Origin of the sequence: Nonomuraea soli, assembly GCF_013761175.1 — a bacterium.
In the GTDB taxonomy this organism is placed as follows: Bacteria; Actinomycetota; Actinomycetes; order Streptosporangiales; family Streptosporangiaceae; genus Nonomuraea; species Nonomuraea soli.
Genome location: NZ_JACDUR010000013.1, coordinates 1 through 26,415, shown reverse-complemented (window position 1 = coordinate 26,415; position 26,415 = coordinate 1). Strand labels below are relative to the sequence as shown.

The following is a 26,415-nucleotide window of genomic DNA, read 5'->3' as shown; positions in this document are numbered from 1 at the left end:
TGCAAGCTGACCAGCAGCTCGTTCACCGCGTACGGGTCGTCGAGGGGGACGTGGGCGGCAGCGCGGGTGGCCAAGGCGGCGACCTGCTCGTGCGCTCCGGTCTCCTGCAAGTTGTACAGCAGTGTGCTGACCTCGCGCGAGCTGTTGAGGGGGGCGTGAGTGGCAGCCCAGTGGGCGGAGTGATGGCTGCTGGGGCTCACATCGTGCATAAGGCGGACGAGAGCGTTGGCGGCGACACAGTCGCCATGGCTGGTGCCATGCTTGAACAGCAGCGCGGCGTCGCGGAGGAGCCCGCGCTTTTTGGCGGCGTCCCCAAGAGTGGCTAGGTCGCCGGGGTCAGCGAAGGCGGCCATTGCATGCCAGAAATCGGGGCGCGGGATCTCCTCATGGCGGAGGCGGCGGCTGTACTGGTCGAGGTAGTCGGTGAGTCGGTACAGCGACTCACCCGAGCTTTCAGCGGCGAGACGCGTGCGGCCGACATCGCCCTGGCGAGGGCGCCGGACTCGGGTGACTGGCCCCCGGGCGCCTTTACAAGGCTTAGAGGCATAGGCCAGGGCCTGCTCCAGCCAATCGTCTCGCAGATCATCCCACTGGGCATCGGTCAGATACGCCTGGGCCGCGTGCTCCAGCAGCGACAGGGGTAAAGCGTTGCGGTGCCCAAGTCGGCGGGCGTCCATCGCCGCCAAGATGATGGCCTTGGCCGCGGGCGGCGCCGCAGTGAACCGTCTAATCAGCTCCGGTCCCCCGGCCAGGTACTGGGTGATCTGATTATCGTCAGCGTGCTCAAGGGCCACAGCGAGACGCGGATCGCCCGCAGCTGCGCGCTGGAGAGCGGTCAGATCGACGCCGGTGAACGCTTCGGGCACCTCGATTAGCGTGTCGTCCAGCAGTTGTGCGACCTGTGATCCGTGGTGCCGGGTCAGCGTCTCGTGATGGGTGCGCCAGAGCGTACCCAAGACCAGCACCGGAGCGCGGGCCGGATCGTCCAGCATGGCGCGTAGTTTGGTCGCGACCGTCTCCCCTGCGCTTCCGCTGCCGCCGAGGTAATCCTGGGTTTCATTCAGCCACACGACGGTGAACGGCGTGATGCGGTCCAGGGCGTCGACCGCTGCTTGGGGGCGGGTGGGGTCGAGGGGGTGCCACATGCGCCATCCGCCCGCTTGGCGAAGTTGATGCAGGGCCTCCCAGCAGGCCCGGGTCTTGCCCGCGGACGAGCCGGCCACCAGGACCCGCATTGCGCTTCTTCCGTCGAGTGCTCCCTGGACTGCGGCGGCGAGTTGCTCATCGTGTGCCCGGCGCACGTAGGTCGGCAATTCGGCCAGGGTGCCGTGGTGGTCTACCGTGATCGGCCGATGTACCTCCAAGACGAAGGGGTCACTCACCTCCTCCAGCGGGGTGCCCAGCGGGGTGGCCATCGTGGCCTGAACCCACAACGCGCGGATTCTGTCGGCGACATCGTGCGCGTCCCAGCGTGCCAGCCGGGCCAACACCGTTGCGACCATCACCGTGTCGGGCATCGACCGTGGCACCATCGCCTCCGAGATGATCCGACGGATCGAATCACGGCCCGGCCACCCGGTCACCGCCTCGGTACCCTCGTGCTCCGCAGCAGCGTGAATCTCATCCAAGGATGGGCACCCGGACTCGACATACAGCCGATAGATCAGGTCCTTGAGATCCCGCAACGGTCCAGGCGGCATCCGCGCTCGCTCGATCCGGCGCGGCCGCCGCACCGGGCCTTTCCTCTCATCGCCACTCATCGCCGCCATCATCCCTTACCACCACGCGAGTGCAGGCAGAAGCATCGAACAACACCCCTTCCCTTCGCACTCATCGCATTTCGGAACGGCGCTTCTTGTCGATGTTTTTCTCAAGACAGCAGGCCGGCACATCAGCCCGCCGACGACGAGGGAGAAGAGCTATGACCCCCACCCCCGAGCCGAACCGATCCGAGCGGCTTCAGCTCATCGCTGCAGCTGTGCGCGGAGTCCTGGCCGGAGCCGTACACGCGGTGCTGTCCTGGGTGTTCAACCACTACATCCACTAGTCCCGCAAGCAGGCTCGGACCCGGTACGAGGATCACGTACCGGGTCCGAATCTTGAAAGAATCGCCGCCAACGTGGGCGAGACTCGGGAGCATCCTCAGCGAGGCGCTCAACTCAGAAAGCCAGCTCGGCTGCCCACGCTCAAGCTTGTCAGGTTCTTCATCTTCTGCTGCGGAGGAAGCGAAGAGGGCGAGACTAATCGGACGGCTGGCGTCATCCCTGCATGGTCGTACTGTCGTGCCCGCTAACGTCAGGCACCTGCCCGTGACGTACGACGGAACACCGGAGATTGGCCATCATCCGATGCTGTTCGCGCGGAATGTCAGTCACAAGATTCACAATGGTTTCAGGGCGTCCGTCTGTTCACACCGCGAGGAAGTCGTATGACGCAGACTGTCCCTGCCCACCCGGAGACCGAGCCGCCCCGCCCAGGCAGAGGGCTGCTACGGCGGCTACGCCGCGCCGTCGACACCGCCCTGCACCGCGCCGGAATCACGGTCAACCGGCGCACCCAGCAGGCCCGCCAAGCTCAGCGGCAGGGGCCTCAGGCCGAATTCCGCCTGGCACTGGAGTTGACCGCCGAGTTTCAACTGGCGCGGCCGTACCTGCGGGCCCCGTTCCAGCAGGGGTTTTGGCAGCGCATCACCCCGGAACGGCTGGGGGCCTCGTGGGAGGCGGCGGCCAGCTGGGCCGGGCTGGGCGATCCCATGGCGCACAGCGTCCTGGAGCACCTGCGCGAGCAGACCGCGCGCCGCTACGGCATCACCGTCGACCCGAACCTGACCGGCCGGGAAGTCACCGCCCTGCTGGCCCGCGTGCTCCGTACGGCCAACCTGACCCGCGCCGAGGCCGACCCCGGCACGGTCAGCCTCGCGATCTACGACACCGAACGCGGCACGATCATCGCCCACCATGAGCACGTCGTCCTGCCGCCCGGCATCCCCGCCGAGCAAGTCGCTGCCGAGCATCTGCTGCAGCAGACCGCCGCGCTGGCCCAGATCGACGGCCAGAGCCCGCAGACGACGCGCACCCGGCGCTACGCCGTCCACGTGCTCCGCGACGGCGACCACCTCTCCAGGCCCGCCGTCCTGACCGTCGACCAGGGCGAAAGCCATCCATGCCAGCATCGTGCCGGGGCGCCGCCGCGTGCTCGCCGGCGCCCCGGCACGCGCGCCGGAACTGCAGCAGGCCCTGCTGGCCGAGCAGCATCGTCTGCAGTTACGCCTCACCGAACACCACGAGCGGGCCGACTACCACGCCGCGACGTTGCCCGAGCTCGCCGCCGAGCAGAGCGGCTTGGCCGCGGTCGTCGAGCGGGACCTGGCGCACGTCCAGCTCCGCCTGCACGCTGTCGAGGCGGAGCAACGAGGTGAGGACCCCACCCGGGTCTTCCAGCAGGCGCTGCTGCGTGAGCGCCTGGACGCGCAGTGGTGGTCGAGCGCCACCGCCGAGGAAGTGGCGGCCGCCTGGCGGTATGTGACCGGGTGGAGCCAGGGCGAGGCCAAGGACAGCATGTTGACCACGCTGGCCACCGAGATCCATGGCCAGTGGTCCGTGGTGGTCATGTTCGACATGGCCGACTCCGACGTACGCGACCTGGTCGACGGGCCGATCCGCGAACGAGACGATCGCCAGCTGGCCGAGGCCCGAGCTCGCGTTCGACTCCCGACGCAGCCAGCAGCACCGGCACCCGACGCCAACCGCCCGGAACCGCAGGCCGCGGCGCCCACGCCGCCCACGGTCACCGAACCCACGGTCACCGAACCCACGGTCACCGAACCCACGGTCACCGAACCGTCCGACCAGGCAGCGCCACTGCGACCGCTCCCCGATACCTATCCAGGGCTGTCGACGCCCCAGGCCGCCCCGGTCGATCCCCCTTCGACGAAGCCGGACGCTCCCAGCGAACCCGACGACGGCACCGTGCATTCCAGCACGCCGAGGGAGGAGTCCACGACCGGACTCGACGACGAGCCCGACACCGAGCCCTCCACCAGCCGGGCCTCCCCCCGATCTGAGCCCGGCACCCTGTTCGACCTGGATGACATCGTCACCGAGCCCGCGCCGACGACACGGGCGCGTCGAACACCAGGCGCCCCGATCAGACAGCCCGACCGTCATGAAGTTCGTGAGCAGCCCACGGATACCGAGCGATCCGTACCGCCAGAGCCTGCGGCCACACCCGAGCCCGTGCCCGAGGTGAGGCCCACCTCGAATGGCCCGAGGGCAACGCCCGAAGCGAAGACGGATCGTAGGCTGACAGCGCCCCCCGGCGAGCTCCCGTCTGCCGATCCCCACCCACAGTCCGCCACCACGCCGGCCACCGCCCCAGCCCCGGCGTCGGGCCCGGCGATGGAGGCCGGGTCCAGCGAGCCGAATCCGGCGCCAGCCCGTACGGCAAGCACAGCTGGTACGGCAGCGCCACCGACCCCCACCACTTCCACAGCCCCTTCCACCAAGGAGAACCACGATGAACCGCTACGGCAGGATGGCTCAGCAGAGGTGGAGCGAGCACCAGCCCGAGGAACTCGCCCAACTGGCGAACCCGGCGAGCTACTTCACCGCGCTGGGCGAGGAGATGGCGACCCAGATCGACATGATGGCCGAGCAGATGGCCGGCGAGGACCCGCCGCAGGAGAGCTACCTCGAGAAGGTGGGACGGCTGCAGGCGGCACGGATGCGGGCCGAGGAACTGGTGCTCAGCGAGATGCTGCCGACGATCGAGGAACCGACCCTGGATTCGAGCCAGGAGTCGAGCCAGGAGTCGGACCAGGAGATGACGGCCAGCCAGAGACCGTGGACGCCGCTCGTGGTGACCGCGGACCATCCGAGCTTCCCGGAGATTCACGAGAACTACCAGAACCTCAACCAGCCCCAGTAGAGCCCGCGCCCCGGTTCCGGCCCGCCGGCCAGAGCGACCTGGCGCCATCGGGGGCGATGGCCAAGGCACGCGCCAACATCGCCGCGCTGAAGACGCTGCGGCAGATCCAGGCCGAGGACCGGCCCGCCACCCCTGACGAGCAGGCGGTCCTGGCCAAGTGGTCCGGCTGGGGATCGATCCCCAACGTGTTCGACGTCGACAACGACGAATGGGCCTGGGCCCGTGCCGAGCTGGCCGACCTGCTGTCGCAGCGGGAGTTACGGGCCGCGGCCCGCAACGTCCTCAACGCCCACTACACCGACGCCGCCCTGGTCCGGCAGGTGTGGCAGGCCGTCACCGACCTCGGCTTCACCCAGGGGCGCGTGCTGGAGCCCGGCTGCGGCTGCGGCAACTTCCTCGGGGCGGCCCCCGAGGGCGCCGACCTGGTCGGCGTGGAACTCGAACCCACGACCGCCCAGATCGCCGCCTTGCTGTATCCGGACGCGCGCATCCTGAACGAGTCCTTCGCCGACACCCGGGTCGCCGACGGCACCTTCGACCTGACCATCGGCAACGTGCCGTTCGGCGTGTTCTCCCTGACCGACCGCCGGCACAACCCGCACGGCCACAGCATCCACAACCACTTCATCCTCAAAGGCCTGCACCTGACCCGCCCCGGTGGGCTGCTGGCCGTCATCACCTCCCGCTGGACGCTGGATTCGGCCACCAACGTGCCGATGCGCGAAGAGATGGTTGCCCTGGCCGACCTGGTCGGCGCGGTCCGCCTGCCCAAGGGAGCCCACAAGAAGGCCGCTGGCACCACGGTGGTCACCGACGTGCTCATCTTCCGCCGCCGCGAAGAGGGCCGCGCACCCGTCGAGCCTGACTGGCTGACCACCTCCAGCATCGAGGTCGTCGGCGAGCACTACATGGTCCAGGTCACCGTCAACGACTACTTCGTCCGCCACCCCAACAACGTCCTGGGCCAGATCGTCGCCCACAACACCGCCTACGGCACCAGCGACCTGACCGTGATCGGCGACGCAGACGCCGCGCCGGCGCTCGGCCGGGCGCTGGAGCGCATCACCAGCCGCGCCGCCGAGCAGGGCCTGGTCCTCACCGCGGCGCCGGACGCCGCGCAGCGCGCCGCGCCCATCGAGTTCGTCTCCGCTGTCCAAGGCCGCCCTGACGGGTTCATCGAGGCGCTGCCGGACAAGACCTTCCGACAGATCACCTCCGGCCAATACGAGGCGTACCCCCCGCCAAGAGCCAAGCGGTCGAGCTGCGCGCTCTCCTGCAGCTGCGCGATGTTGCCGTCGCGTTGCTGGAGGAGGAAGCGGCCTTCGTCGAGGACACCGACCGGATGTCGGTGCTGCGCGCCGACCTCAACCGGCTCTACGACGCCTACCACGCCCGCTACGGCCCGCTCAATCGCTTCACCAGCCGCCCTTCCGGCCGCACCGACCCGGAAACGGGCGAGCCCAAGATGTCGCGCATCCGCCCCCCGCAGGGCGGCTTCCGGCTCGACCCGTACACGCCGGTGGTGTACGCGCTGGAGCAGTTCGACTCCGCCCAGCAGATCGCCACCAAAGCGACGATCTTCCACCAGCGGGTCGTCGCCCCCCGCACCCCGCCCACCAGCGCCGCCTCCCCCGCCGACGCGCTGGCGATCTGCCTGGACCAGCACGCCGAAGTGGTGCTCCCCGAGATCGCCCGCCTGCTCGGCTGCCCCGACGATCAGGCCCGCGAGCAACTCGGGACGCTGGTCTACGACGATCCAGCCAGCGGCCGGCTCGTGGCGGCCGCCGAATACCTGTCCGGCCAAGTCCGCGAAAAGCTCGAGCGCGCCGAGGCGGCCTCGGCCGACGACCCGGCCTTCGAGATCAACGTTCAGGCTCTGCGGGGGTGATCCCGGACGACCTGACCCCCGAGGGGATCAACGCACGCTTCGGCGCATCCTGGATTCCGGTGGAGATCGTCCAGCAGTTCCTGCGCGAGACCCTCGATGACGCCGAACTCAAGGTCGAGCACCACGGCGGCGGCTTCTGGGCGGTCAAGGGCAGCCGACACAGTGTGCTGGCCACCTCCACCTGGGCACCGACCGCTACCCGGCACCCGACCTGGCTCAAACGATCCTGGAACAGCGCATCCCGCAGGTGTTCGACAACATCGGCACCACGCGTGAGCCGCAATACGTGGTGAACCCGGACGCCACGGCCGCCGCCCAGGAAAAAGGCGAAGAGCTGGGCGAGCGCTTCAGCGAGTGGGTCTGGGAGGACCCAGACCGAACCCGTGAGCTCGTCAAGCGGTACAACTGGCTGTTCAACGGCCTGGTCCTGCGCAACTACAACGGCGTGCGCCCCACCTTCCCGGGCATGGCGAGCTGGTTCGTCGAAAAGATCCGCCCCCACCAGTCGGCCGCGGTGGCACGCATCATCAACGAGCCAGCCGTCCTGCTCGGGCACGAGGTCGGCGCGGGCAAGACCGCCGAAATGGTCGCCGGAATCATGGAACTACGCCGGCTCGGCATGGCCAACAAACCGGCCATGATCGTCCCCAACCACATGCTGGAGCAGGTCCAGCGCGAGTTCCTGCAGATCTACCCGAAAGCCAACGTGCTGGTGGCCACCAAAGAGGACCTGGCCGCCGCCAAGCGCCGCGCCTTCGTCTCCCGCTGCGCGACCGGCGACTGGGACGCGGTGATCATCGCGCACTCCAGCTTCGAGCGCATCCCCATGTCCAAGGAGGCGATCGAGGCCTACATGACCCGCGAGCTGGCCGAGCTCGACGAGCAGATCGAGCGGGCCCGCACGTCGGAGCGCGAGTCCGGAGGCAAGTCGATGACGGTGCGCCGGATGGAGAACGCCCGCGTACGGGCCGAGGAGAGGATCAAGCGCAAGCTCGCCACCGTCAAGGACCCCGGCATCACCTTCGAGGCCACCGGCATCGACTACCTGTTCGTCGACGAAGCCCATCTGTTCAAGAACCTGCGCACCCCCTCCATCCTGCCCGGCGCAGCCATCGAAGGCTCCAACAGGGCCAGCGACCTGGACATGAAGATCGGGTACCTGCGCGAGCGTAACGGCACCCGGGTCGCCACCTTCACCACGGCCACCCCGATCGCCAACTCGGTCACCGAGGCTTACGTGATGCAGAAGTACCTTCGGCCAGACATTCTGGAGAAGGCACACGTGCGCTCCTTCGACAACTGGGCCTCCACCTTCGGTAAAGTCAAGATCGAGATCGAGTTCTCCCCCGATGGGTCCGGGTTTCGGCCCAAGGCTCGCTTCGGCTTCGTGAACGTGCAGGAACTGCTGCGCATGTGGCACGTCTCGGCCGACATCAAGACCGCCGAAGACCTCAACCTGCCCACCCCTGCTCTGGCCGAACGGTCCGATGGACAGCGAGCCCCGGAGAACATCGTCATCCCGCCGTCACCCGCGCTGCTGGACTACGTGGCCGACCTCGGCCGCCGGGCCGAACGCATCCGTACCACCCGGGTCGACCCGAGCATCGACAACATGCTGAAGATCAGCAGCGAGGGCCGTGCCGCAGCGCTCGACATGCGGCTGGTCGCCCCCGGCACGGTGCCCGACTATGCGACCAAGGTCGATGCCGCGGCCGACCACATCTTCGCCATCTGGCAGCAGCACCGCGACACGACCTACCCCGGCCCCGATGGCCTGCCGCATCCCAGGCCCGGCGCGCTCCAGCTGGTATTCCTCGACCTGAGCACGCCCAAGCCCAAGACAACGTTCAAGCCCGTCCTGGAGTGGACCGCCGTCACCGACCTGCAGATCGGCGACACTGTGCACGACGACATGGGCGTTCGCGCCCAGATCACCGACATCGTTGCGCTCGGCTCCGACGGATGGGTCTCGATCAAGGTCACCAGGAATCGCAACCCCTTAGTGGTCTTCTATGACGATCGGGTCGCCAAGGTCGTCGGCATGGAGGAGGTGCCGGCCAAGTGGTCGGCCTACGACGAGCTGAAGGCCCAGCTGATCGCCCGCGGCATGCCGGAAGAGAAGATCCGCTACATCCACGATGCCCGCAACGACCGGGAGAAGGGCGAACTGTTCGCCGCTTGCCGCAGCGGCGAGATCGCCGTGCTGATGGGCAGCACCGAGCGGATGGGTGTGGGCACCAACGTGCAGGCCCGTGCCGTCGCCCTGCACCACATCGACTGCCCGTGGCGACCGGCCGACCTGCAGCAGCGCGACGGCCGCATCCTGCGGCAAGGCAACCTCAACCCCGAGGTGCGCATCCTGCGCTACGTGACCGAACGCAGCTTCGATGGCTTCATGTGGCAGGGCATCGAACGTAAGTCCCGCTTCATCACCATGGTCATGCGCGGCAAGCTCGACGTCCGCGAGATGGAAGACGTCGGCGAGCAGACGCTCAGCGCCAACGAAGTCAAGGCGGTGGCCACAGGAAACCCGCTGCTGCTGGACCTGGCCGAAGCCGCCGCTACCCGCCTGGAGCGCAAGTTTTGAGCCCACCAGCGCAATCAGGACCAGCTCGCCCGCACGATCACCTACACCGAGCGGGAGATCGACGACCACCGGCGCGAGATCGCGCAGATCGAGACCGCCATGGCCACACGCCGCGACACCCGAGGCGACGCCTTCGGCATGGATCTGGCCGGGGTCAAGCACACCAAACGGCCCACTGCCAGCACCCGCCTGGCCAAGCTCATCACCGAGCAGATACAGACCGTCGCCCGCGGGCAGGCGCCTCGCCAGAGCGCCACCGTAGGCGAGCTGGGCGGCTTCGCCGTGACCACGAGAGCGTATCGATCCTTCGACAAGATCAATGTCGAGATGGCCCTGGCGGGTGTCCCCCGCAGCGCCATCGTCATGTCCCAGGCGCAGTTCGAGGCCGCCACCGAGGGAGGCGGCCTCATTCAACGCCTGGAGAACCGGCTCGGCAGCCTGGAACGGCTGAAGAGCCAAAGCGAAACGGACATCGTCAAGCTGGAAGGCGAGATCGAGAAGGCCCGCGGCGGCCAGGGCGGCACGTTCGAGAACATGGACGCCCTGCTCGCGGCGCGCGAGCGAGTGTCAACTCTCAAAGCCCAGGTCAACGCGCTGGCGGCGCATCCGAATTTCGACGCCGAGCAGATCATTCAGGCGCTGGACGGCGTCGCCGGCGCGACCTCCTTCGTCAAGGAGGCAGGCAAGGTGACCTTTACCTTGCCGAACGGACGCACCGGGGTCGTCGTCCCAGGAGGGCAAGAGCGCGCCTACACCGTCCAGGTCTACGAGCAGAACAGAGCGAGCGGCACCCAATGCCCGGCTGCAACCCCCGAACTTCCCGCCACTCTGCGCACCCTGGCAGGCGAACACGCTCTTGTCCCCGACGTGCTGTTGCAGGAGGTACGGCAGCGTGCCGTCCCCATCGACATCGACGTCGCCGACGAGGCCGCCCCCACCGCCGAACCGGAACCTGCGCCGCCACCATCACAAGCGCCGCCCCTCGCGCCGTCACCCACCCCGTCACCCACCGCGCCGGCGCCCCCGTCGACCACGCCGCCGACGGCCGTGTCGACGCCCGGGAATCCGGCCCGGCTCAGCGTGACCACCAGGACGCCGCCCTGGTCGCGCAGGCAATGGAGGGCATGAAGCGTTCAGGCACCCTGCTGGAGCTTAGCCGTACCCCGTTCGGGGTGGGCCTGCTCGACGACGCAACGCTGACCATCCGCCGCGCCCAACTCGCCCAGGCCGCCACCGAGGCCGCCGCCCGCCTGCGGACCGGGGATCGAAGCAGCCCCACCGACCACCCCGTCGACCGCCGCCGCGATCCCACCGGCCGCCCGGCCGACGACCCGCGCAGCACCTACGAGAAGATCCGTCAGGAGCTGGCCGCCGCCCATGACGAGCTTGGGCGCCGCGCTGGCCTACCGGCAGAGGCCCAGGCGGTCGAGACCGCAGCCCGCGCCGAGCACGCCGAGCACGAGCGCCAGCGCATCGAAAGCGAGGTCGCGGGCCAGCCCGAGCTCATCCAGCCGCGGCGCGACCTTGGAGAGCCGTCCCGCATGCCAGCCGCCCATGACCACGGCCGCGACCTGGAGAGCGGACGGTGACCCGCCAACGGGCTGTAGCGCGATTGCCGTCGCCGACCTACTAATGAAGGGGTGGACCACCTCTACTGGACCTTGGATCGATCGCAGGCGGCGCCTGGTTCGAGGTAGAACTGCGAGGGTCGACCGCCCGCGTGTGTCTCATGGCCGACGACGACTACCAGGCCTACCTCGACGGCGACGCCTACGAGTATCACGGCGGCTTCTACGACGTCAGCCCCGTGTCCCTGGAGGTGCCGTACGACGACTACTGGTATCTCGTCGTCAACAGCAACGATCGGAAGATCAAGGTCCAGGTCACCCAGCTCTTCGACTGATAGGCGAGCTCAACACGATCATCACGTCTGGCGCCGGCCCTCTCTCGCGTCCGCCAAGCGCTCAGCCTCGCGGGCCCATGTTCAACTGGGTTCGGAGCTGAGTTCGGTTGCAAGCTCGTCCAGCAGGTCGGCGATCACGGTCGGGGTGTCGTCCCGGATCAGGGTCACTTTCCCCAGGTCCCGGATGCGCGGCGACAGAACCTTGCCGACCAGGTCGAACAGCGCGAAGTTGATGTCGTGGTTGGCGACAGCCACGAGCACCGCCAGACCTGCGGCGGTTCCCACCTGCAGCGCGGTGGAGGCCACCCCGGAGGCCAGGCCCTGTTCGTCCGCCGGGACGCCGGTGCCGGCGGCGACCCACATGGCCTCGTAGGTGATGCCCATGCCCAGACCGATGACAATGACCCGGCAGGACGGTGAGGATGGATCCGTCCGCCTGCATGCCGGGGGCCAGGAGCGCGCCGCCCATGGCGTTGGCGACGATGCCGGTGATCAGCGTGCTCCGGGTGCCGAGGCGGTCGATCAGCCGCTCGCTGAGGAAGTTGCCGACCGTGATCGACAGGGTCGGGCCGGGGAACGCCACCCCGGTCTCCAGGGTGCTGAACTCGAGGACGTTCTGGAAGTACAGGGTCAGGAAGTACGGCACGGCCTGCATCGTCAGCCCGAAGAGTGGGATGATCACGACCGCTCCGCTGAGCGCGCGGTTGCGGAACAGCCGAAGCGGCATCAGCGGCGTCTTCCCACGGGCCTGGACGAGCAGGAACGTCGCCAGCAGGATCGCGGCGAGGACGGCCGAGACGATCACCTCAGCCAGTGCCCAGCCAGGCTGGTGCCGGAAGGAGCCGTCTTCAGCGATCGCCGAGGTCTACACCGCCACTCTGGTGATGCAAGCTGCCGCCGTGGCATATGTTGCGAATTCGGGCCATACCGTGATCCTTGTGCTGATCTTCCCGGAGAAGATCGGGTCGCGTCCGGCGTCGTCCCTCAGTGACGCGAGCGCCTTCGACGACCACCCCGGCCGCGTCCTGCGTTCCGCTCGGTCCCTCGGCCGGGATGCCGAGCCTGCCCCGGTAGGGGTGCGATCGCCTGGCGTGCTCCTCCCACAGGAGCAAGGAGGCCCAGGCCAAAGGCAGGTCAGGGCGATAGTAATACGTGACCCCCGGTGAGCGTTCGTTGCGGTGCGCGAGGAGCAGCTCCCAGTACGCCTCCGCCGCGTCCTTCAGCACCGATGTGGGGCGCTGGCGTCGCTCCGTCTTGGTGCCGAAGGTCCGCTCGAAGGTGACCCGCTCGCGAGACAGGTTGATCAGGTAGGCGCCGAACGGGAACTCCCCTCCGGGCGACCGGCCGGACAGGGTGTCGTCGATAGCCGCGAGCACGTCGAGAGCATCCTCGAAGCCGGACATCTCGAAGGTCAGGAGCACGCCCAGGGAGGTGTCGACGACCTCGTCATCGCTCACCTCGTAGTCGATGCCTGCGCCGGTCAGCACGAAACGCATGTGCCTCATCCTACGGAGCACCCGCGCCGGACCCTGAGGCCGTCGAGCGGGGGCGCTGGATCAGAGCGCGCCGCGAAAGGAGCGCCGGTAGGTGTCGGGCGTGACCCCGACCACGCGCTTGAACTGCCGCCGCAGCGTCGTGGCCGTGCCCATCCCGGTGGAGCGCGCCACCGACTCGACGCTCTCCCCGGTGCTCTCCAGCAGTTCCTGCGCCCGGCGCACCCGCTGAGCCAGCAGCCACTGCAACGGCGCCTGCCCCGACACCGACCGGAACTGCCGGCCCAGATGCCGCGGGCTCATGTTCGCCCTGCGCGCCAGGTCGGCCACAGTCAACGGCCGCTCCAGCCGCCCCAGCGCCCACGCCATCAGCTCGGCCAGCACGTGCTCGCCCTCGACCTGCACCGGCGCCGCGACGAACTGCGCCTGCCCTCCCGGCCGGTGCGGCGGCATGACCAGGCGCCGCGCCACCGAGTTGGCCAACGCCGACGTACTACTTGCCAGCAAACTGGCCGCCCGCCTGGAGGCGCGGCCGCCGGTCTGCATCACTCGCCGATCGGCTCGTGACCGAGAAGATCCGCGAACCGCTCGGGCGTCTGCGGGGCAGCGTCGCGGCCCACAACATGCCAGAGGCCGCGGGTTGCTTCCTCACCGTGGTTGACATACAGGTGCGGCCTGGACGATTCAAAGCAGAAGGAGTCGCCTGCCCGCAAGTGATACCGGTCGAATTCCAGGACGAGGGTCAGTGATCCGGTCAGCAGATATCCGTACTCGAAGCCGCTGTGCCGCATCAGCGTCCCGTCGGCCGAGCTCGCGGCTCCGGGAGGATAGATCACGAGCAGGCTGTCGACGAGGCCGTCCTCGATCGAGGCCAGACGTTCCCAGCGGACGCCGCTGTCCATGACCAGCGCCGGGGTGTCGTCGGCCCGCTGGAGGACGAAGTCCGGACGGCGCAGGCTTCCCGCAGCCTGCTCCGTTCCGCGCACGCCCGGCGGAGGTGGTCCGCCGAGGCCGAGCAGGTCGTCCAAGGAGACTCGCAGGCGGCTGACCAGGGCGTACAAGGTGCTCACCGACGGCTGGGACTTCCCGTTCTCCACCTGGGAGAGCAGGCTGGCCGAGATGCCGATATCGGCGGCCAGTGCGCGCAGGCTGATGCCCTGTGCCGTCCTGGCCTCGCGCAGTGCCCGGCCGAGGTGTTCGTGCACCTGCTGCCTCTCGCTCTCCTCGACCGCCCGGCGGTCCGCTGGCATGGAACACCTCATTGTTTCACAGGAACGAACATCTCTCAGGCCTGGCGGGGTGATGATCAGCACGCATTCTGCGGATCCGTCGTTGACATCACCCTACTGCGTGTCTAGTTTGACCGCACGTGTTCAGTGAGAGTGAACACCGTGGAGTGTGGAGTCGGGATGGCGCGAACAATGCGGGCAGCGATGTACCACGGAGCGAGGGACGTCCGGGTCGAGGAGGCGCCGGTCCCCGTCCCGGGCGACGGGGAGGTCCTGATCGCGGTGCGTCGCAGCGGGATCTGCGGCACCGACGCCGGCGAGTGGGCCACGGGGCCGGTCATGATTCCGCTGACCGAACCCCATCGGGGCAGCGGTCACGTGGGGTCGGTGATCCTCGGGCACGAGATGTGGGCGAGGTCGTGGAGACCCGCAGCGCCCCCGGGATCGGCGTCGGACAGCTGGTCGCCGCAGGGGCCGGCGTGTGGTGCGGTGCCTGCGACCGCTGCGGGCAGGGTCGCACGAACCTGTGCCGTCGCTACTACACGCTCGGCCTCAACGCCCATGGCGGGCTCGCGGAGTTCGTCGCCGCGCCCGCCCGGATGCTGCGCCCGGTGCCGGAGGGGCTGTCAGCGGACGGAGCGGCCATGGCGCAGCCGCTGGCGGTGGGCCTGCACGCGGCCCGGCAGGCTGGGGTGCGCGACGGCGACCGGGTCGTGCTGATCGGCGCCGGAGCGATCGGGACCTTCGTCCTGGCGGCGCTCACCCACCTGCACGCCGCGGAGGTGACGGTCATCGACGTTCCGGGCCCGAAACTGGCCCGCGCGGCGGAGCTCGGCGCCACGCGGACGCTCTCGGCGCTCGACGACCCCGGCGAGGCGGTCCTGGAGGCGACTCACGGTCTGGGCGCGGACGTCGTCATCGAGGCGAGTGGCGCCGCGGGGCAGTTCGAGAAGGCTCTGGACATGGTGACCGCGGGCGGCCGGGTCCTGGCCGTCGGCCTGCCCAAGGAGAGGCCGAGGGTGGACCTGGTCGCGCTGACCCTGCGGGAGATCACCGTCGCGTCGACGGTCGCGCACGTCTGCGATCGGGATCTGACCCCGGCGCTGGAGATCCTCGCCGCCGGGCCGCTGGGCGACCTGCTGCTCGACAGCGTGATCGCCCTTGAGGACCTGGTGGCCTCGGGGCTGGCGCGGCTGGCCGACGGCACCGTCACCGGCAAGGTCCTCGTCGATCCGGCCCTGCGGCCGGGCACCGGGATCCGCTGATCACAAACCCGCAGGACGTTCCCCTCCCGCGTACGGCAGGCGGCGCGGCAAGCCACTCAGAAAGGTAGGCGTGATGTTCGAGTACTTTCCCGGTAACTATGTCTGGAACCTGTCGGTCAATCTGGCGTTGAGCACGGGAGCCGCGATCGGTGAGGTCGACGAGGCGTGCCGGCCGCTGCGGACCGGCGAACCGTCCGACGTCACGCCGGAGCGGTTCTTCGAGACCTGGACCGCTTTGGCCGCCCGCCTGTCGGCTCTTGCCCGGAGCGACGCCGCCGCGGGGCGGCGCCTGTCCGCAGCCGCCCGCTACCGACGCGCGTCGGTGTACTTCCTGACCGCCGAGCGCATGCAGCACCACGGGTACGGTCCCCGCGCCGACGCCTACGCCTCGGGGCTGGACTGCTTCCGCCAGGCGATCACGCTGGGCGAGGAGAACTGCGAGTTCGTCGAGGTCCCCTACAGCGACGAACACGGCGACCGCTCGCTTCCCGGCCTGCTGGTCAGGGCGCGCACGAGCGGTGAGGACCGCAACCCGTACGTGGTGCTGTTCAACGGGCTAGACTCGACCAAGGAGATGGTCTACGGGACCGGTCTCGCCCAGGAACTCGCCCGGCGCGGCGTCTCGTCGCTGATCATCGACCAGCCGGGATCCGGCGAGGCGCTGCGGCTGCGGGGCATGACCGGGTACGCGGAGAGCGAGCGGTACGGCTCGGCCTGCGTGGACTACCTGGAGAGCCGCACCGACTGCGATCCGGCGCGCATCGGCGTGGCGGCTTGGTCGCTCGGCGGCTACTACGCGCCGCGAGCGGCGGCCTTCGAGCCGCGCTTCAGCCTGTGCGTGGCCTGGGGCGCCATCTACGACTGGGAGGAGCTGAGCTGCCGGCGCCTGGCGGCGGCGGACTCGCGCGCCTCCGAGCCGTCGGTGCCGCACTTCGTCGAGCACATCCTGTGGGTGTTCGGCAGCACGTCGGTGGAGGAGTTCGCCGCGTTCGCCCCGACGATGAGCCTGGCGGAGGTCAGCGACCGGATCCGGGTGCCGTTCCTGGTCGTGCACGGGGCCGGCGACCGCCAGATCCCGGTGGAGATGGCGCGCCTGCAGTACGACGCCGTGGTCAACAGTCCCCGCCGCGAGCTGAAGGTCATGACCGAGCAGGACGGGGGCGTCGAGCACGTCGGAGCGGACAACATGTCCCCGACCACGAACTACATCGCGGACTGGATCGCCGACGTCTTCGCCGTGAACGCGGCGTCATGCTGATCGGTTTCGCCGGGCTCGGCCGGATGGGCGCGCCGATGGCGGCCCATCTGGCGAGGGCCGGGCACACCGTCCTCGGCCACGACCCCGGGGTGCGCCGCGCGCCTGACGGCGTCACGCTCACCGGCGTGGCGGCCGAGCTCGCCACCGCGACGGTGTCGCTCAGCATGCTTCCCGACGGGGCGACGACCCGTGACCTGGTGGTGAACGGTCTCGGCGGTGCGGCTTCGCCGCATCTGCACGTGGTGATGGGACCGTCGGACCGGATCTCGTCCGCGAACTGGCCCGGACCTCGAGCGCCGAGGTGATCGACGCGCCCGTCTCGGGCAGCGTGTCGATGGCCGAGGCCGCCTCGCTCACCGTGATGGTCGGCGCGAGCGCGGAGCAGTACGAGCGGATCCGGCCCCTGCTCGCCACGCTGAGCGCGGCACAGCACCACGTCGGGCCCGCCGGAGCGGGCTCGGCGGCCAAACTCGCGGTCAACACCGTGCTCGCCGCGCTGAACCAGGCCACCGCCGAGGGGCTGCTGATGGCCGAGGCGACCGGACTGGACCTCGCGGCCTTCTACGGCGTGCTGCGCGACAGCGCGGCCGGAGCCCCCTACGTGGGCTACAAACAGAAGGCGTTCCTCGCTCCGGAGACCGCGGAGATCGCCGCGCCGATGTCGCTGATCCGCAAGGACCTCGGCCTGGCCCTGGACCTGGCGCGCGGGCGACGCCTGACGTTGCCGGTGTCGGAAGCCGCCTACGCCCTGCTGGAAGAGACCGTGGCCGCCGGGCTCGGCCACCGCGACATGGCCGGCGTCCTCGAAGCGCTGAGACGACGCCCCCATCCCCTCGACGGCACAAGACAGCACCAAGGAAACCCCGGCATGACAGACGCCGCTCCCGGCTGCGCCGACATCGAGACCACGATCAGATCCCTGGAAGACGCCCGCTATGCAGCGATGACCGCCGGCGACGTCGAGGCGTTCATCGCACTCGCCCACCCGGACCTGACCTACACCCACTCCGACGGGGAGGTAGACACCCTGGCCTCCTACGCGGGAAAGCTCCGCTCCGGCCACTACGTCTACCACCGCGTCGAGCACCAAGTGGACCGGATCGTCGTCGCGGGCGACACCGCGATCGTCGTCGGGCGCATGCACGCCGACATCACCGCCGGCGGGCACGCCAAGCGGCTCGCGAACCTGGTCATGGCCGTATGGACCCGAAAGGACGGTCGCTGGCTCCTGCTCGGCTTCCAGCCCACCCCCTCGCCGGCGGCCACCCGATGACCCTGCTCCCTAACACCGCGTTCACCCACACCGCGCTGCCCGGTCGCGTCGTGTTCGGCCGGGGCACCGCGCGCACCGCACTCGCCGCCGAACTCGACGCCCTCCAAGCCCGCCGGATCCTGCTCATCGCCGGCCCCGCCGAGGCGGCGCTGGCGCGTGAGCTGTGCGCGCCGTTCGCCGACCGGATCGCCGCGACCTTCACCGAGGTCCGCCCGCACGTCCCGCTGGAGGCCGCCGAACGCGCCCGCCAGGCCGCCGCAGGCGCCGACGCGGTGCTGAGCATCGGCGGCGGATCGACGACAGGGACGGCCAAGGCGGTCGCCCTCACCACCGGCCTGCCGATCGCCGCCGTGCCCACCACCTACGCCGGCTCCGAGGTCACCCCCGTATGGGGCCTGACCCAGGACGGACGCAAGACCACCGGCACCGACCCGCGCGTGCTGCCGAGAACGGTGGTCTACGACCCCGACCTCACCCTGACACTGCCGGTGCCGCTGTCGGCCGCCAGCGGCCTCAACGCCATGGCCCACTGCGTGGAGGCGTTCTGGGCGCCGCACCGCAGCCCGGTGTCGAGCGCCGTCGCCGCCGAGGGCATCCGCGCCCTCGCCGCCGGGCTGCCGGCCGTCGCCACTGATCCCACCGACCTCGCGGCCCGGACGGACCTGCTGCTGGGCGCCTACCTGGCCGGCACCGCCTTCGCCGCCGCCGGATCCGGACTCCACCACAAGATCTGCCACGTCCTCGGCGGGGCGTTCGACCTGCCGCACGCCGAAACCCACGCGATCGTCCTCCCGCACGTCCTGGCCTTCAACGCCCCCGCGGCCCCCGACGCGCTCGCCCGGATCAGCATCGCGTACGGCAGGCCCGACCCCGCCGCCGGCCTGCACGACCTCGGCCTGCGGCTCGGCCTGCCCACCGGGCTGCGCGAGCTCGGCCTGCGCGAGGACGACCTCGACACCGTCCTGGACGGCATCCTCGCGGTCGTGCCCTCAGACAACCCGCGTCCCGTCACCGCCGCCGGCCTCAGGACCCTCCTGCACGCGGCGTGGGCCGGCGCACATCCACATGGAGAGGAGACGACGTCGTGAACGAGCGGGAGCGGAAGCTGACCGACGAGGTGGTCGCCGGCTTCGCCGGCACCACCGACCCGCGACTACGCGAGATCATGCAGAGCCTGGTCCGCCACCTCCACGGATTCGCCCGCGAGGTACGGCTCAGCCAACGCGAGTGGCAGACGGCGATCGAGTTCCTGACCCGCGCCGGACACCTCACCGACGACCGCCGCCAGGAGTTCGTCCTGCTCTCCGATGTTCTGGGACTGTCCGCGCTCACCGTGGCCATCAACGCGCCCAACGCGCCCGGAGCGACCGAGGCGACCGTGCTCGGCCCGTTCTTCGTCGAAGCCGCGCCCGAGATCCCGCTCGGCGGCGACCTGGCCGCCGGATCCCGCGGCACCCCCTGTCACGTGTCAGGACACCTGCGCTCCACCGACGGCAGCCCGCTGGCGGGCGCGCGGCTCGACGTCTGGGGCGCCGACGCGGACGGCTTCTACGACGTGCAGCACCTGGGCGGCGACCTGGCCGGGCGCGGCTGGCTGCGGACCGGCGCCGACGGCGCCTACCGGTTCTGGACGGTCCTGCCCACCTCTTACCCGATCCCCCACGACGGTCCCGTCGGCGACCTTCTCGCCGCCTGCGGCCGCAGCCCCATGCGCCCGGCGCATCTGCACTTCAAAGCCGCCGCACCGGGCCACAGGACCCTGATCACCCACCTCTTCGACGCCGCCGACCCGCACCTCGGCCACGACGCCGTCTTCGGCGTCAGGGACAGTCTCATCACCGAAGTCGAGCACCACACCGGCGGCATCGCCCCAGATGGGGCCCATCGTGACGGCCCTTGGGCCGCCGTCACCTTCGACCTCGTCCTCGTCCCCGACGACGGGTCATGAGTCCGGTCCCCGCGCTGACCGGCGCGGTGAGCAAGGGGAATCGGCCGCGGGAGAACAAGATCGTATATCGGCGAACGGTCCCACAGAACACGAGGGGAAACAGATGGACCTGACCTTCATCATCCAGGGTCAGCCTTACCCGCTCAACGCGGTACAGACGTGGGAGTCCAAGCGGTTGCGCAAGGCAGCCGCGAAGATCGGCCTCCCAGTGCCGGACGGCAGCCTGGAAGACCAGCGGCGCGCGTTCGCCGACGCCAAGCTCGCCCTCGGACCGGACGAGATCCGTCGGCGGCTGCGCCGCGACCTGACGACCAGCGACCTGGTCGCCGCCGCCACCGCGCGGATCTCCCGCGGCCGGCGCGCCATGAGCGTCTGCGAGATCCGCTCCACCACCGGCCGCGCCGCGGACTTCGTCAGCTGGTTCCTCGACACCACCCGGCCAGACTACGAACGCAGCATGATCGCCGCCCACCCCGACCACTTCCTCATCCGAACCGCTCCCGACGGCACCCAGGAGGTCGTCGAGACCACCGGCGGCAGCCCGGCGGCCAGCCGGTTACTCATCGACTACACCGACATCTCCACCCTGCGCTCGGTCCGCGACCCCGCATACGACCTCGAGGCCGCTGGCGTGGCGCACTCCGGCAGTGGGCTGCCCGTCGGAGGCGTCCGCCACCAGTTCCGTGACAGGGCCGGCGGATTCCACGCACGCCTGTGCGTCGAGTTCCCCCAGGTCGTCCTGCCGAGGATGGTCTCCCAGCACCGGTGGCACCTGGCGACCGAGTGGGCCAACTGGATCACTTTCGCCTTCCACGGCCTCGACTGAGGTCGATGCGGTGCCGTTCCGTGCCGCCAGGCGACTCGTATGATCCGCGATCACGACGACGCGACCGAGTCTCTACCCGTAAGGGGCCGGGAACGGGAGAGATGGTCTTCGTTTGGGGCCGGTGACACGTTCATTAACGGCACCCCGTACAGCGGGATGGCGCGGTCCAGATCCCCCGCCGACTGGTAGGCGCCGGCGAGGTTGTTGCGGGAGTTCAGAGTGTCAGGGTGGTCGACGCCGAGCACCCGCTCGTAGTCGGCCAGCGTCTGCTTCAGCAGCGGGATTGCCCGGGTGAAGTCGGCCAGGTCGGTCAAGTACCGGCCGCACCAGACCCGCAGGGTAAGCAACCGAGAGGAAAGATCGGGGGCGGTGAGGGTGTACAGGGTGTCGGTCTGCTCCAGCAGCGCCTCCACCGTCGTGCGGGCGGCCCAGGTGTGCGCACCGCCGGGGATCTGCTGGTTGTAGCCATGCAGAAGGTCCAGGGCATAGTCGACGGCGGCGGGCAGAGTCTCATCAACGGTGGCGCGTTCCCGGATGACCCGCTGGATGAGCCGGTGCATCACGACCGTGGTGCGGCCTTCGGCGAAGGTGACCAGGGAGGTGTCGGCCAGCGGGGCCAGCCTCTCCTGCACCGCGGTGACAGCGGCCAGCGCCTTCAATGGCTGGTCGGGGTTGGCAGTGCCGGTCAGCATCGTGTGCGGCACCCCGGTAGGCGATAGCACCGAGAGCATCCGCAGCAACTGCGCGCTCTCGGGCTGGCCAGATCGATGGCGAGGCGGTGATGGCCGGTGTGCTGGGCGGTGGCCCGGCGCCACCTACCCCGCACAAGAGTGCGACGAATATCCATTCCAGTCATCGGGAACCCGGCACGCCGAAAACGACCAGAAGCGAGACTTCTCGGTGTGCTCTATGACGGGCAGTCACAACTCCAAAGCGGGCGCGACACTAACGCGTTTGTACAATCGCGATCGGATCTTGTATGGTCACGAATTCTTCAACCGCTTCGCCACTCAGCTGAGTGGCGTTGAACCCATGAAGGACTTGTGCTTCCAGCCGATCTTCATGGGATCAACCTACTTTAATGACCAACCGGACGACTAGCAATTAGCCCACGTGTGGCGCGGGGAAGGAACGCACTCTTTCTCGTGCCACACGTGGTTCTTCGATTAAGCGAGATCGGAAATGAACTTCCAACAATCAGCACAGCGCTATGCGGAACTCCTCCTCGGCGAGGGCAGTTGGCTCAGCGAGGAGCTTGCATGGACTGTTCTAAGGCCGCTAGGCGAGCCGCTGACGCTGAGCGATGTCGCCCAGCGCTTGGTTGGGGATGGCGCCGCCGTCATTATCGAACGCGATTTCGAAGAGGCCTGCGGGGCCAACGCCGTCGTGATCGAGGAAACAGACGAGGGGGTGATGATCGTCGACCTCTACAGAACAAGCAACACCCCGGACCCGGACTTCATCGCACGGCTCAGCCGCAACGTTGACGTGTGGCACGTCTCATGGCACACGGCACTGAGCCGACGGATGATACATGCTCTGGACGGACGCATTCTCGCGGTAGTCCCCTACCTTGACCCTGCCTATGCCATAGGCGAGGACCTTAACTCCGTCGAAGTCGAACTAAGGACTCTATCCGCAGCCCAGCATGATCCCTGGCCCGCTGTCGAGGCAACCGCCCTGGCCATCATAGAAGGACGCACCGGTGCACGCCTGCACCTCGATTGGTTCGACCACGTTCACCCTTCCGTCGCTGTCGAGGGCTCATAGGGGAGCCGAAGAGCCTCAGGGCAAGGGCCATGCGGATGTCCGCGCTCAGCCTCAACTCCAGGTATCCAACCTCCGTAGAACGGGCAGCTAGGCCGAGTCGTCAGCATGTGTCATGGCGATGCAGAGAAGATGACGAACGTGGCCGCCCAGCCGGCGGCGACCATGTCGAGGTTGAAGGTCCGCCGGTCGGGATGGGTGGGTGGCGGAAGCGGGTCGCTGGCGCTGCCGGTGAACCAGGGCACGAGATAGCCGAGGATGCGCCCGTTGGATTCGATCAGCTCTCCGGTGGCGATGGTGCGAGCCTTGCGCTGGCTTCCGTCCGGCTTGGTCAGGCGGCGCGCCTTGATGTCTTTGAGCGCGTCGGCAGCTCGGTGCGATGCGGCGATGTGCCGGGCTGCGGCGTCCGGGGCGTGGCGCGCGACGAGGCAGTCCTTAGGGGTTCCAGCAGGGCCTTGTAGGTGCCGTCGAGCAGGCGGGTCTTGCAGAGGTCGAGTTTGGCCTGGCCACCGAGGGAGAGCCGACATACGCTCCTTCTCCGGGGTGTCGATGGAGACCATGCGCACGTCGGCCTGGATCGTGGCGATGTCGCCGTCGGTGATCTCCAGGAAGACGTCCTCCTTGAGGGGGCGACCGACGGGCATGAAGTTGAACGCGACCACGGGGAGCTCCTGGCGGGCAGAGGACCGGACCCTGACGGTAACGCGGGGCTTGACGGTCGGCATGAGTACATCCCTACTCACGCCTATGGGAGGCGGGTTGGGTGACCAGATGATCTAGGCGTAAGCCGCCCACGGCTCCGCTGAAGCTACCGGCGGGGAGTGGGTGCGGAGTGTGACTAACGCGATGCGGGACACCCGACTACATCAGCCGCAGCAGAACGGCGGGTGGCGAATACACCGAAGCTCCAGGGTCTCTCCCGTGAGCGATCTGCCGGGCGGGGCCTCGCGAAGCCCCGATGGCCAGGAATGCTTCGAGCTCCACCGGCGGGGGCTGGCCGCGCGTGGATGCGGGGGACGACGTCAGGTGCCGCCTGCATCCTCATGTTCGGCCCACCATGCTTCCTGGCGCGCATCCTGCTCTTCCTCGGAGAGGATCTCCATCGCGCGGACATCGTCGAGGAGCCGCCTCACCACATCCGCTGGCAGTCGCTGTGCGCACGGCGAGATATGTGATGCCGATCTTCTCCGTCTCCTGCCGCATCTGCGTCTCTGACCGCGCCCGCTGGGCAGGCATCTGCCTGAGAAGCGGGGCGCCGTCATGTAACTCTGCCTGACCCGAGACCGCGTCCTGAGCGCCCGGCGATCGTCGGGCCAACCTCCGCAGAGAGCTCAAGAGCCTGCGCGCCGCCATCAGCAAGATTCGCCGTCCTCTGTGCTCGCCCAAGGAGTCGAAAGGCCCACCTGCCCACGAGCTTGTGCTCGCCAAGCACCCGTTCTACCGGCGGCCGGCAACCCCGCCCCAACGAAGCCAGCTCGAAGAGCAAACCGCCAAGCAGGGGGCACATGGAATCCGGGTCGTTAGGCTCGCGCCTTGAACACCAGAGCGCGGATGGCGATCGCCAGCTCCCCCGGTTCGGCGACGGGGCGGACGTCCTCCAGCGTGGAGCCATCGCGTCGCACAATGCGCGTGGTGAACTCACCTTCGCGCTCGTCAAGGTAGATGTGGCCGCCACGCTTGGTCGTGATCGCCTGGCCGGGGGTCTCCGGGAGCTGGAACATGCCGAACGGCCGGAGGTACTCCTCGACCTGCCGCGTCAGTGTGCCCTGCATCCCGACCTCCTACATTCGATCTTCCAGTGTAAGCCACCGGATCGCCTCGGCCACGTCGTTACCGGTGTAGATGACCCGATCATCCAGCGGCAGGGTGACCCAGTAAACATCTGGCTGCGCCAGGAACGCTAGTCCCGCGACCTGCCCGTCATCCACGCTGTAGATCACCAAGTCCCGGCGGCCAGGTGCCGAGACCGCCACGATGACCACGTACTCGATGTCGTCGATCGTGATCGAGGTGCGATCGCGTATCTCGTCGAATGTCAGCACGCGCCGCTCCCTCTTGTCCCTTCGTCGATCCGCGGGCCAGGCGACGCTATCGGCACTCTCGCCCTCCAGCCAACTTCGTCGGCATATCGAGTCGGGCCACCCCGGGAAAGGACGCCCAGACGGCTACCGCGAGGGTGGGAGGCCTGCTCCAGTGGTGCCGAGATAGACGACCGCGAGGTGTCCAGCAGAACCCGCGCTGACGACCGGCCTCCTGAGCAGAATGTAACGATCCGAATGCGGTGGGCGCGCGCCGCGCGACGAACGGTCACCACCGTCCGCATCATGCCTCCATGGACGTGCGTAACTGGCTGCGGCGCTGGCTGCAGCGGCTGGAGATGTCCAGGCGCTTGACGCGCCCGCTGATGACCCCGCTGCTGCTCGCGCTGCCGTCGCACCCGGCGGTGGCCTCCTTTGCCATCCAGCGGCTCTACGACGACTACGGCGCTGATCTATTGGCGATCCGGCGTTCGCCGCGGCGGTGGACACCGTCGCGCAGGTCTCCCGCGAGGAACTGCTGGCCTGTTCCGATCTCCCCGACGAGCCGCTCCGTGATCCGGTGATTATGCACACGTACCTGCTGGGGCGCGTCCATGGCGTGCTGCACCGCCTGCTGGACTGGGGGGTGCGCGCAGAGCTCGGCGAAGCCGGTTCCAGGCCAACCGAGATCGCCGTTGATCTGGGCGCGCTGTTCCAGCTCGGGTTCGACGCCGGTTTGATCAGGATGACGTCGGCGGCCGTTGATGAGTGACGGCCCTGCCGTGAACGTCCACCGCGTGGACGGCGCCTCCCTGCCGCCGTGCCCGTGCTGCGGACGGCACGTCCTGATGAGCCTGGACCTGCGCGACAACGAGCGCCACTACCCCCGCGTCCGCTGAGACACACCATGCACGGTCCGAACCGCCGGCCCACTCCCTTCAGGGAGGCTTTTCCAACTTGATGGCGCTGGTCAGGGCAGGCGCGTGGGACTGCTTGAGATATGAGGAAGGCTCCCGGTGAGACAGCAGTCGACCAAGATCTGTTGTCCTCACCAGGAGCCCTGGGTGTTGTCTTACCCTGCCGCGATTCCGCTGTCCACTCGCACGCTGTCTCGCCTGGCCGCTCTGCTGCGGGGCCGGCGGGCCGAGCAGCGCTCCCGCTGGCGCCGCCTGCACGCCGCTGACCAGGCGCTACTCGTCCTAGCGCATCTGCGTAACGGCGACACCCACGCCCGTCTGGCAAGCGGTTTCGGCGTCGGCACCACCACCGCCTGACGCTACGTCCATGAAGCCCTCGACCTGCTCACCCTCCTCGCCGACGACCTGAGCGCCGCCATCGGGAAGGCCACCCGCCTGGCCTACGCCATCCTGGACGGCACCCTCATCCCGATCGACCGCTTGGCCGACGACAAGCCCTACTACTCCGGCAAACACCACCGCCACGGCGTCAACGTCCAGGTCCTGGCCGACCCGGCAGGCCGCCTGGTCTGGGCCTCACCCGCGCTGCCCGGCTCTACCCACGATCTGACCGCCGCTCGCGCAACAGGCCTGGTCGACGCCCTCACCAGAGCTGGCATCAAGACCTTCGCCGACCGCGGCTACCAGGGTGCCGGTGGCACCATCCGCACCCCGTTCAAGCGGCATCGCCACCGCTCACTCCTGTCCCGCGATCAGAAGTCGGTCAACCGCGCCCACGCCCGCATCCGGGCCATCGGCGAGCGAGCTGTGGCCACCCTCAAGGCATGGAAGATCCTGACTCGCCTGCGCTGTTGCCCACGCCGAGCCACCGCGATCGTGCAGGCCATCCTTGTCCTTCAAGCCGCTGAGGACGGCCGCTGATCAAGATGGAAAAGGCTCACTGTCAGTGCAGTGAAACGTATGGCTCCCACAGAACAGCGAGCGCCGCCACGGCCGCGAGGGCCGTGAGCTGCGTGATCACGATGCCGTTGCGTCGACGCCGCCACGCAATCACCGCACTGACGATCAGGATTAGGGCCATGACTGCGTAGGAGCCGTAGGCGACAGTGGAGCGGAA

At 68.8% G+C, this 26,415-nt stretch carries 29 protein-coding genes and 4 pseudogenes; 18 read left to right on the top strand and 15 right to left on the bottom strand.

All coding sequences use genetic code 11. The features are described 5' to 3' along the window. Positions 1 to 1,760, bottom strand: a pseudogene (locus tag HNR30_RS45225) (hypothetical protein); the annotation flags it as partial. 161 nt (positions 1,761 to 1,921) lie between these two features. Between HNR30_RS45225 and HNR30_RS49810 the strand changes: the two are divergent. Then, on the top strand, positions 1,922 to 2,047 hold the full coding sequence (locus HNR30_RS49810; RefSeq protein WP_281390013.1) for a hypothetical protein: 126 nt from the start codon (positions 1,922 to 1,924) through the stop codon (positions 2,045 to 2,047). Between the two features lie 450 nt (positions 2,048 to 2,497). On the opposite strand, the gene HNR30_RS45220 is transcribed toward HNR30_RS49810, so the two are convergent. The 3 genes from HNR30_RS45220 to HNR30_RS45210 form a co-directional block, all read right to left on the bottom strand. Continuing rightward, the gene (locus HNR30_RS45220; RefSeq protein WP_181616417.1) at positions 2,498 to 3,160 is read right to left on the bottom strand and encodes a hypothetical protein; all 663 of its coding nucleotides are present in this window, start codon (positions 3,158 to 3,160) and stop codon (positions 2,498 to 2,500) included. A gap of 103 nt (positions 3,161 to 3,263) precedes the next feature. Further along, the gene (locus HNR30_RS45215; protein ID WP_181616416.1) at positions 3,264 to 3,410 is read right to left on the bottom strand and encodes a hypothetical protein; all 147 of its coding nucleotides are present in this window, start codon (positions 3,408 to 3,410) and stop codon (positions 3,264 to 3,266) included. Between the two features lie 470 nt (positions 3,411 to 3,880). Further along, positions 3,881 to 4,072 carry a hypothetical protein gene (locus HNR30_RS45210; protein ID WP_181616415.1) on the bottom strand — a complete coding sequence of 64 codons (192 nt, stop codon included), beginning with the start codon at positions 4,070 to 4,072 and terminating at the stop codon, positions 3,881 to 3,883. 443 nt (positions 4,073 to 4,515) lie between these two features. On the opposite strand from HNR30_RS45210, the gene HNR30_RS45205 reads away from it, so the two are divergent. Beyond that, positions 4,516 to 4,926: a TnpV protein gene (locus HNR30_RS45205; protein ID WP_181616414.1), complete on the top strand. Its 411-nt coding sequence runs from the start codon at positions 4,516 to 4,518 to the stop codon at positions 4,924 to 4,926. A 257-nt stretch (positions 4,927 to 5,183) separates the two neighbouring features. On the opposite strand, the gene HNR30_RS45200 is transcribed toward HNR30_RS45205, so the two are convergent. Beyond that, positions 5,184 to 6,083, bottom strand: a complete 900-nt coding sequence (locus tag HNR30_RS45200) for a hypothetical protein (RefSeq protein WP_181616413.1) — start codon at positions 6,081 to 6,083, stop codon at positions 5,184 to 5,186. Positions 6,084 to 6,226: 143 nt separating this feature from the next. On the opposite strand from HNR30_RS45200, the gene HNR30_RS45195 reads away from it, so the two are divergent. The 6 genes and pseudogenes from HNR30_RS45195 to HNR30_RS45170 all read left to right on the top strand — a co-directional run bounded on the left by HNR30_RS45195 (position 6,227) and on the right by HNR30_RS45170 (position 11,304). Then, complete coding sequence (locus HNR30_RS45195) at positions 6,227 to 6,814, top strand: winged helix domain-containing protein (protein ID WP_181616412.1); 588 nt, start codon at positions 6,227 to 6,229, stop codon at positions 6,812 to 6,814. Then, positions 6,811 to 7,172: pseudogene (locus HNR30_RS45190) on the top strand (DUF8437 domain-containing protein); the annotation flags it as partial. The gene HNR30_RS45195 and the pseudogene HNR30_RS45190, both read left to right, overlap by 4 nt. Positions 7,173 to 7,280: 108 nt before the next feature. Next, on the top strand, positions 7,281 to 9,401 hold the full coding sequence (locus tag HNR30_RS45185) for a helicase-like domain-containing protein (protein WP_246380362.1): 2,121 nt from the start codon (positions 7,281 to 7,283) through the stop codon (positions 9,399 to 9,401). Between the two features lie 99 nt (positions 9,402 to 9,500). Continuing rightward, positions 9,501 to 10,529: a hypothetical protein gene (locus HNR30_RS45180; RefSeq protein WP_181616409.1), complete on the top strand. Its 1,029-nt coding sequence runs from the start codon at positions 9,501 to 9,503 to the stop codon at positions 10,527 to 10,529. After that, on the top strand, positions 10,526 to 10,990 hold the full coding sequence (locus HNR30_RS45175; RefSeq protein ID WP_181616408.1) for a hypothetical protein: 465 nt from the start codon (positions 10,526 to 10,528) through the stop codon (positions 10,988 to 10,990). The genes HNR30_RS45180 and HNR30_RS45175 overlap by 4 nt, the downstream gene beginning before the upstream one ends. A 65-nt stretch (positions 10,991 to 11,055) precedes the next feature. After that, positions 11,056 to 11,304 (top strand): DUF1883 domain-containing protein, encoded by a 249-nt coding sequence (locus HNR30_RS45170; RefSeq protein ID WP_220134753.1) that lies wholly within the window; start codon positions 11,056 to 11,058, stop codon positions 11,302 to 11,304. Between the two features lie 81 nt (positions 11,305 to 11,385). Here HNR30_RS45170 and HNR30_RS48860 read toward each other — a convergent pair whose 3' ends face one another. From HNR30_RS48860 to HNR30_RS45150, 5 genes and pseudogenes are all read right to left on the bottom strand, one after another. Next, on the bottom strand, positions 11,386 to 11,688 hold the full coding sequence (locus HNR30_RS48860; protein ID WP_246380345.1) for a Tn3 family transposase: 303 nt from the start codon (positions 11,686 to 11,688) through the stop codon (positions 11,386 to 11,388). A gap of 97 nt (positions 11,689 to 11,785) precedes the next feature. After that, positions 11,786 to 12,109: pseudogene (locus tag HNR30_RS50550) on the bottom strand (MFS transporter); the annotation flags it as partial. Positions 12,110 to 12,152: 43 nt separating this feature from the next. Next, on the bottom strand, positions 12,153 to 12,800 hold the full coding sequence (locus tag HNR30_RS45160) for a hypothetical protein (RefSeq protein WP_181616406.1): 648 nt from the start codon (positions 12,798 to 12,800) through the stop codon (positions 12,153 to 12,155). Between the two features lie 60 nt (positions 12,801 to 12,860). Further along, positions 12,861 to 13,280, bottom strand: a complete 420-nt coding sequence (locus HNR30_RS45155; RefSeq protein WP_246380343.1) for a helix-turn-helix domain-containing protein — start codon at positions 13,278 to 13,280, stop codon at positions 12,861 to 12,863. 62 nt (positions 13,281 to 13,342) lie between these two features. Next, positions 13,343 to 14,047: a helix-turn-helix domain-containing protein gene (locus HNR30_RS45150; RefSeq protein WP_181616404.1), complete on the bottom strand. Its 705-nt coding sequence runs from the start codon at positions 14,045 to 14,047 to the stop codon at positions 13,343 to 13,345. Positions 14,048 to 14,445: 398 nt separating this feature from the next. Between HNR30_RS45150 and HNR30_RS45145 the strand changes: the two genes are divergently transcribed. The 7 genes from HNR30_RS45145 to HNR30_RS45115 all read left to right on the top strand — a co-directional run bounded on the left by HNR30_RS45145 (position 14,446) and on the right by HNR30_RS45115 (position 20,596). Next, entirely contained in the window at positions 14,446 to 15,291 is an 846-nt protein-coding gene (locus HNR30_RS45145; RefSeq protein WP_220134744.1) for a zinc-dependent alcohol dehydrogenase, read from the top strand. Positions 15,292 to 15,364: 73 nt separating this feature from the next. Further along, positions 15,365 to 16,549, top strand: coding sequence for an alpha/beta hydrolase family protein (locus HNR30_RS45140; RefSeq protein WP_181616403.1), 1,185 nt, complete (start codon positions 15,365 to 15,367; stop codon positions 16,547 to 16,549). Then, positions 16,543 to 16,854, top strand: a complete 312-nt coding sequence (locus HNR30_RS47125; RefSeq protein WP_220134743.1) for an NAD(P)-binding domain-containing protein — start codon at positions 16,543 to 16,545, stop codon at positions 16,852 to 16,854. The genes HNR30_RS45140 and HNR30_RS47125 overlap by 7 nt, the downstream gene beginning before the upstream one ends. Then, positions 16,851 to 17,822 (top strand): NAD-binding protein, encoded by a 972-nt coding sequence (locus HNR30_RS47120; protein WP_220134742.1) that lies wholly within the window; start codon positions 16,851 to 16,853, stop codon positions 17,820 to 17,822. The genes HNR30_RS47125 and HNR30_RS47120 overlap by 4 nt, the downstream gene beginning before the upstream one ends. Next, positions 17,819 to 18,910, top strand: a complete 1,092-nt coding sequence (locus tag HNR30_RS45125; protein ID WP_181616402.1) for a maleylacetate reductase — start codon at positions 17,819 to 17,821, stop codon at positions 18,908 to 18,910. The genes HNR30_RS47120 and HNR30_RS45125 overlap by 4 nt, the downstream gene beginning before the upstream one ends. Further along, a complete protein-coding gene (locus HNR30_RS45120) occupies positions 18,907 to 19,770 on the top strand; it encodes a dioxygenase family protein (protein WP_181616401.1) in 864 nt (287 codons plus the stop codon). The genes HNR30_RS45125 and HNR30_RS45120 overlap by 4 nt, the downstream gene beginning before the upstream one ends. Before the next feature lie 103 nt (positions 19,771 to 19,873). Then, positions 19,874 to 20,596: a hypothetical protein gene (locus tag HNR30_RS45115; protein ID WP_181616400.1), complete on the top strand. Its 723-nt coding sequence runs from the start codon at positions 19,874 to 19,876 to the stop codon at positions 20,594 to 20,596. Positions 20,597 to 20,646: 50 nt separating this feature from the next. On the opposite strand, the gene HNR30_RS45110 is transcribed toward HNR30_RS45115, so the two are convergent. After that, positions 20,647 to 21,411 (bottom strand): tetratricopeptide repeat protein, encoded by a 765-nt coding sequence (locus HNR30_RS45110; protein WP_446685838.1) that lies wholly within the window; start codon positions 21,409 to 21,411, stop codon positions 20,647 to 20,649. A gap of 367 nt (positions 21,412 to 21,778) precedes the next feature. Between HNR30_RS45110 and HNR30_RS45105 the strand changes: the two genes are divergently transcribed. Further along, positions 21,779 to 22,366, top strand: coding sequence for a hypothetical protein (locus HNR30_RS45105; protein WP_181616399.1), 588 nt, complete (start codon positions 21,779 to 21,781; stop codon positions 22,364 to 22,366). Between the two features lie 110 nt (positions 22,367 to 22,476). Here HNR30_RS45105 and HNR30_RS45100 read toward each other — a convergent pair whose 3' ends face one another. The 4 genes from HNR30_RS45100 to HNR30_RS45085 all read right to left on the bottom strand — a co-directional run bounded on the left by HNR30_RS45100 (position 22,477) and on the right by HNR30_RS45085 (position 24,823). After that, complete coding sequence (locus HNR30_RS45100; RefSeq protein ID WP_181616398.1) at positions 22,477 to 23,025, bottom strand: hypothetical protein; 549 nt, start codon at positions 23,023 to 23,025, stop codon at positions 22,477 to 22,479. 858 nt (positions 23,026 to 23,883) lie between these two features. Beyond that, positions 23,884 to 24,135, bottom strand: coding sequence for a hypothetical protein (locus HNR30_RS45095; protein WP_181616397.1), 252 nt, complete (start codon positions 24,133 to 24,135; stop codon positions 23,884 to 23,886). Between the two features lie 9 nt (positions 24,136 to 24,144). Further along, complete coding sequence (locus tag HNR30_RS45090) at positions 24,145 to 24,405, bottom strand: hypothetical protein (protein ID WP_181616396.1); 261 nt, start codon at positions 24,403 to 24,405, stop codon at positions 24,145 to 24,147. A 280-nt stretch (positions 24,406 to 24,685) separates the two neighbouring features. Further along, on the bottom strand, positions 24,686 to 24,823 hold the full coding sequence (locus tag HNR30_RS45085; protein WP_181616395.1) for a hypothetical protein: 138 nt from the start codon (positions 24,821 to 24,823) through the stop codon (positions 24,686 to 24,688). Positions 24,824 to 24,883: 60 nt separating this feature from the next. Here HNR30_RS45085 and HNR30_RS45080 point away from each other — a divergent pair, with 60 nt between their 5' ends. Continuing rightward, positions 24,884 to 25,153, top strand: coding sequence for a hypothetical protein (locus HNR30_RS45080; protein ID WP_181616394.1), 270 nt, complete (start codon positions 24,884 to 24,886; stop codon positions 25,151 to 25,153). A 292-nt stretch (positions 25,154 to 25,445) separates the two neighbouring features. Beyond that, positions 25,446 to 26,219 (top strand): annotated as a pseudogene (locus tag HNR30_RS45075) (transposase family protein). The last annotated feature ends 196 nt before the right edge of the window (positions 26,220 to 26,415 follow it).

Bases quoted from the DNA above. Each gene is read 5' to 3' on its own strand.
- HNR30_RS49810 (WP_281390013.1), top strand. From the start codon at position 1,922: ATGACCCCCACCCCCGAGCCGAACCGATCCGAGCGGCTTCAGCTCATC.
- HNR30_RS45220 (WP_181616417.1), bottom strand. From the start codon at position 3,160: ATGGCTTTCGCCCTGGTCGACGGTCAGGACGGCGGGCCTGGAGAGGTG.
- HNR30_RS45205 (WP_181616414.1), top strand. From the start codon at position 4,516: ATGAACCGCTACGGCAGGATGGCTCAGCAGAGGTGGAGCGAGCACCAG.
- HNR30_RS45185 (WP_246380362.1), top strand. From the start codon at position 7,281: ATGGCGAGCTGGTTCGTCGAAAAGATCCGCCCCCACCAGTCGGCCGCG.
- HNR30_RS45180 (WP_181616409.1), top strand. From the start codon at position 9,501: ATGGCCACACGCCGCGACACCCGAGGCGACGCCTTCGGCATGGATCTG.
- HNR30_RS45175 (WP_181616408.1), top strand. From the start codon at position 10,526: ATGAAGCGTTCAGGCACCCTGCTGGAGCTTAGCCGTACCCCGTTCGGG.
- HNR30_RS48860 (WP_246380345.1), bottom strand. From the start codon at position 11,688: ATGGGCATCACCTACGAGGCCATGTGGGTCGCCGCCGGCACCGGCGTC.
- HNR30_RS45160 (WP_181616406.1), bottom strand. From the start codon at position 12,800: ATGCGTTTCGTGCTGACCGGCGCAGGCATCGACTACGAGGTGAGCGAT.
- HNR30_RS45150 (WP_181616404.1), bottom strand. From the start codon at position 14,047: ATGCCAGCGGACCGCCGGGCGGTCGAGGAGAGCGAGAGGCAGCAGGTG.
- HNR30_RS45140 (WP_181616403.1), top strand. From the start codon at position 15,365: ATGTTCGAGTACTTTCCCGGTAACTATGTCTGGAACCTGTCGGTCAAT.
- HNR30_RS47125 (WP_220134743.1), top strand. From the start codon at position 16,543: ATGCTGATCGGTTTCGCCGGGCTCGGCCGGATGGGCGCGCCGATGGCG.
- HNR30_RS45125 (WP_181616402.1), top strand. From the start codon at position 17,819: ATGACCCTGCTCCCTAACACCGCGTTCACCCACACCGCGCTGCCCGGT.
- HNR30_RS45115 (WP_181616400.1), top strand. From the start codon at position 19,874: ATGGACCTGACCTTCATCATCCAGGGTCAGCCTTACCCGCTCAACGCG.
- HNR30_RS45105 (WP_181616399.1), top strand. From the start codon at position 21,779: ATGAACTTCCAACAATCAGCACAGCGCTATGCGGAACTCCTCCTCGGC.
- HNR30_RS45095 (WP_181616397.1), bottom strand. From the start codon at position 24,135: ATGCAGGGCACACTGACGCGGCAGGTCGAGGAGTACCTCCGGCCGTTC.
- HNR30_RS45085 (WP_181616395.1), bottom strand. From the start codon at position 24,823: ATGGCAAAGGAGGCCACCGCCGGGTGCGACGGCAGCGCGAGCAGCAGC.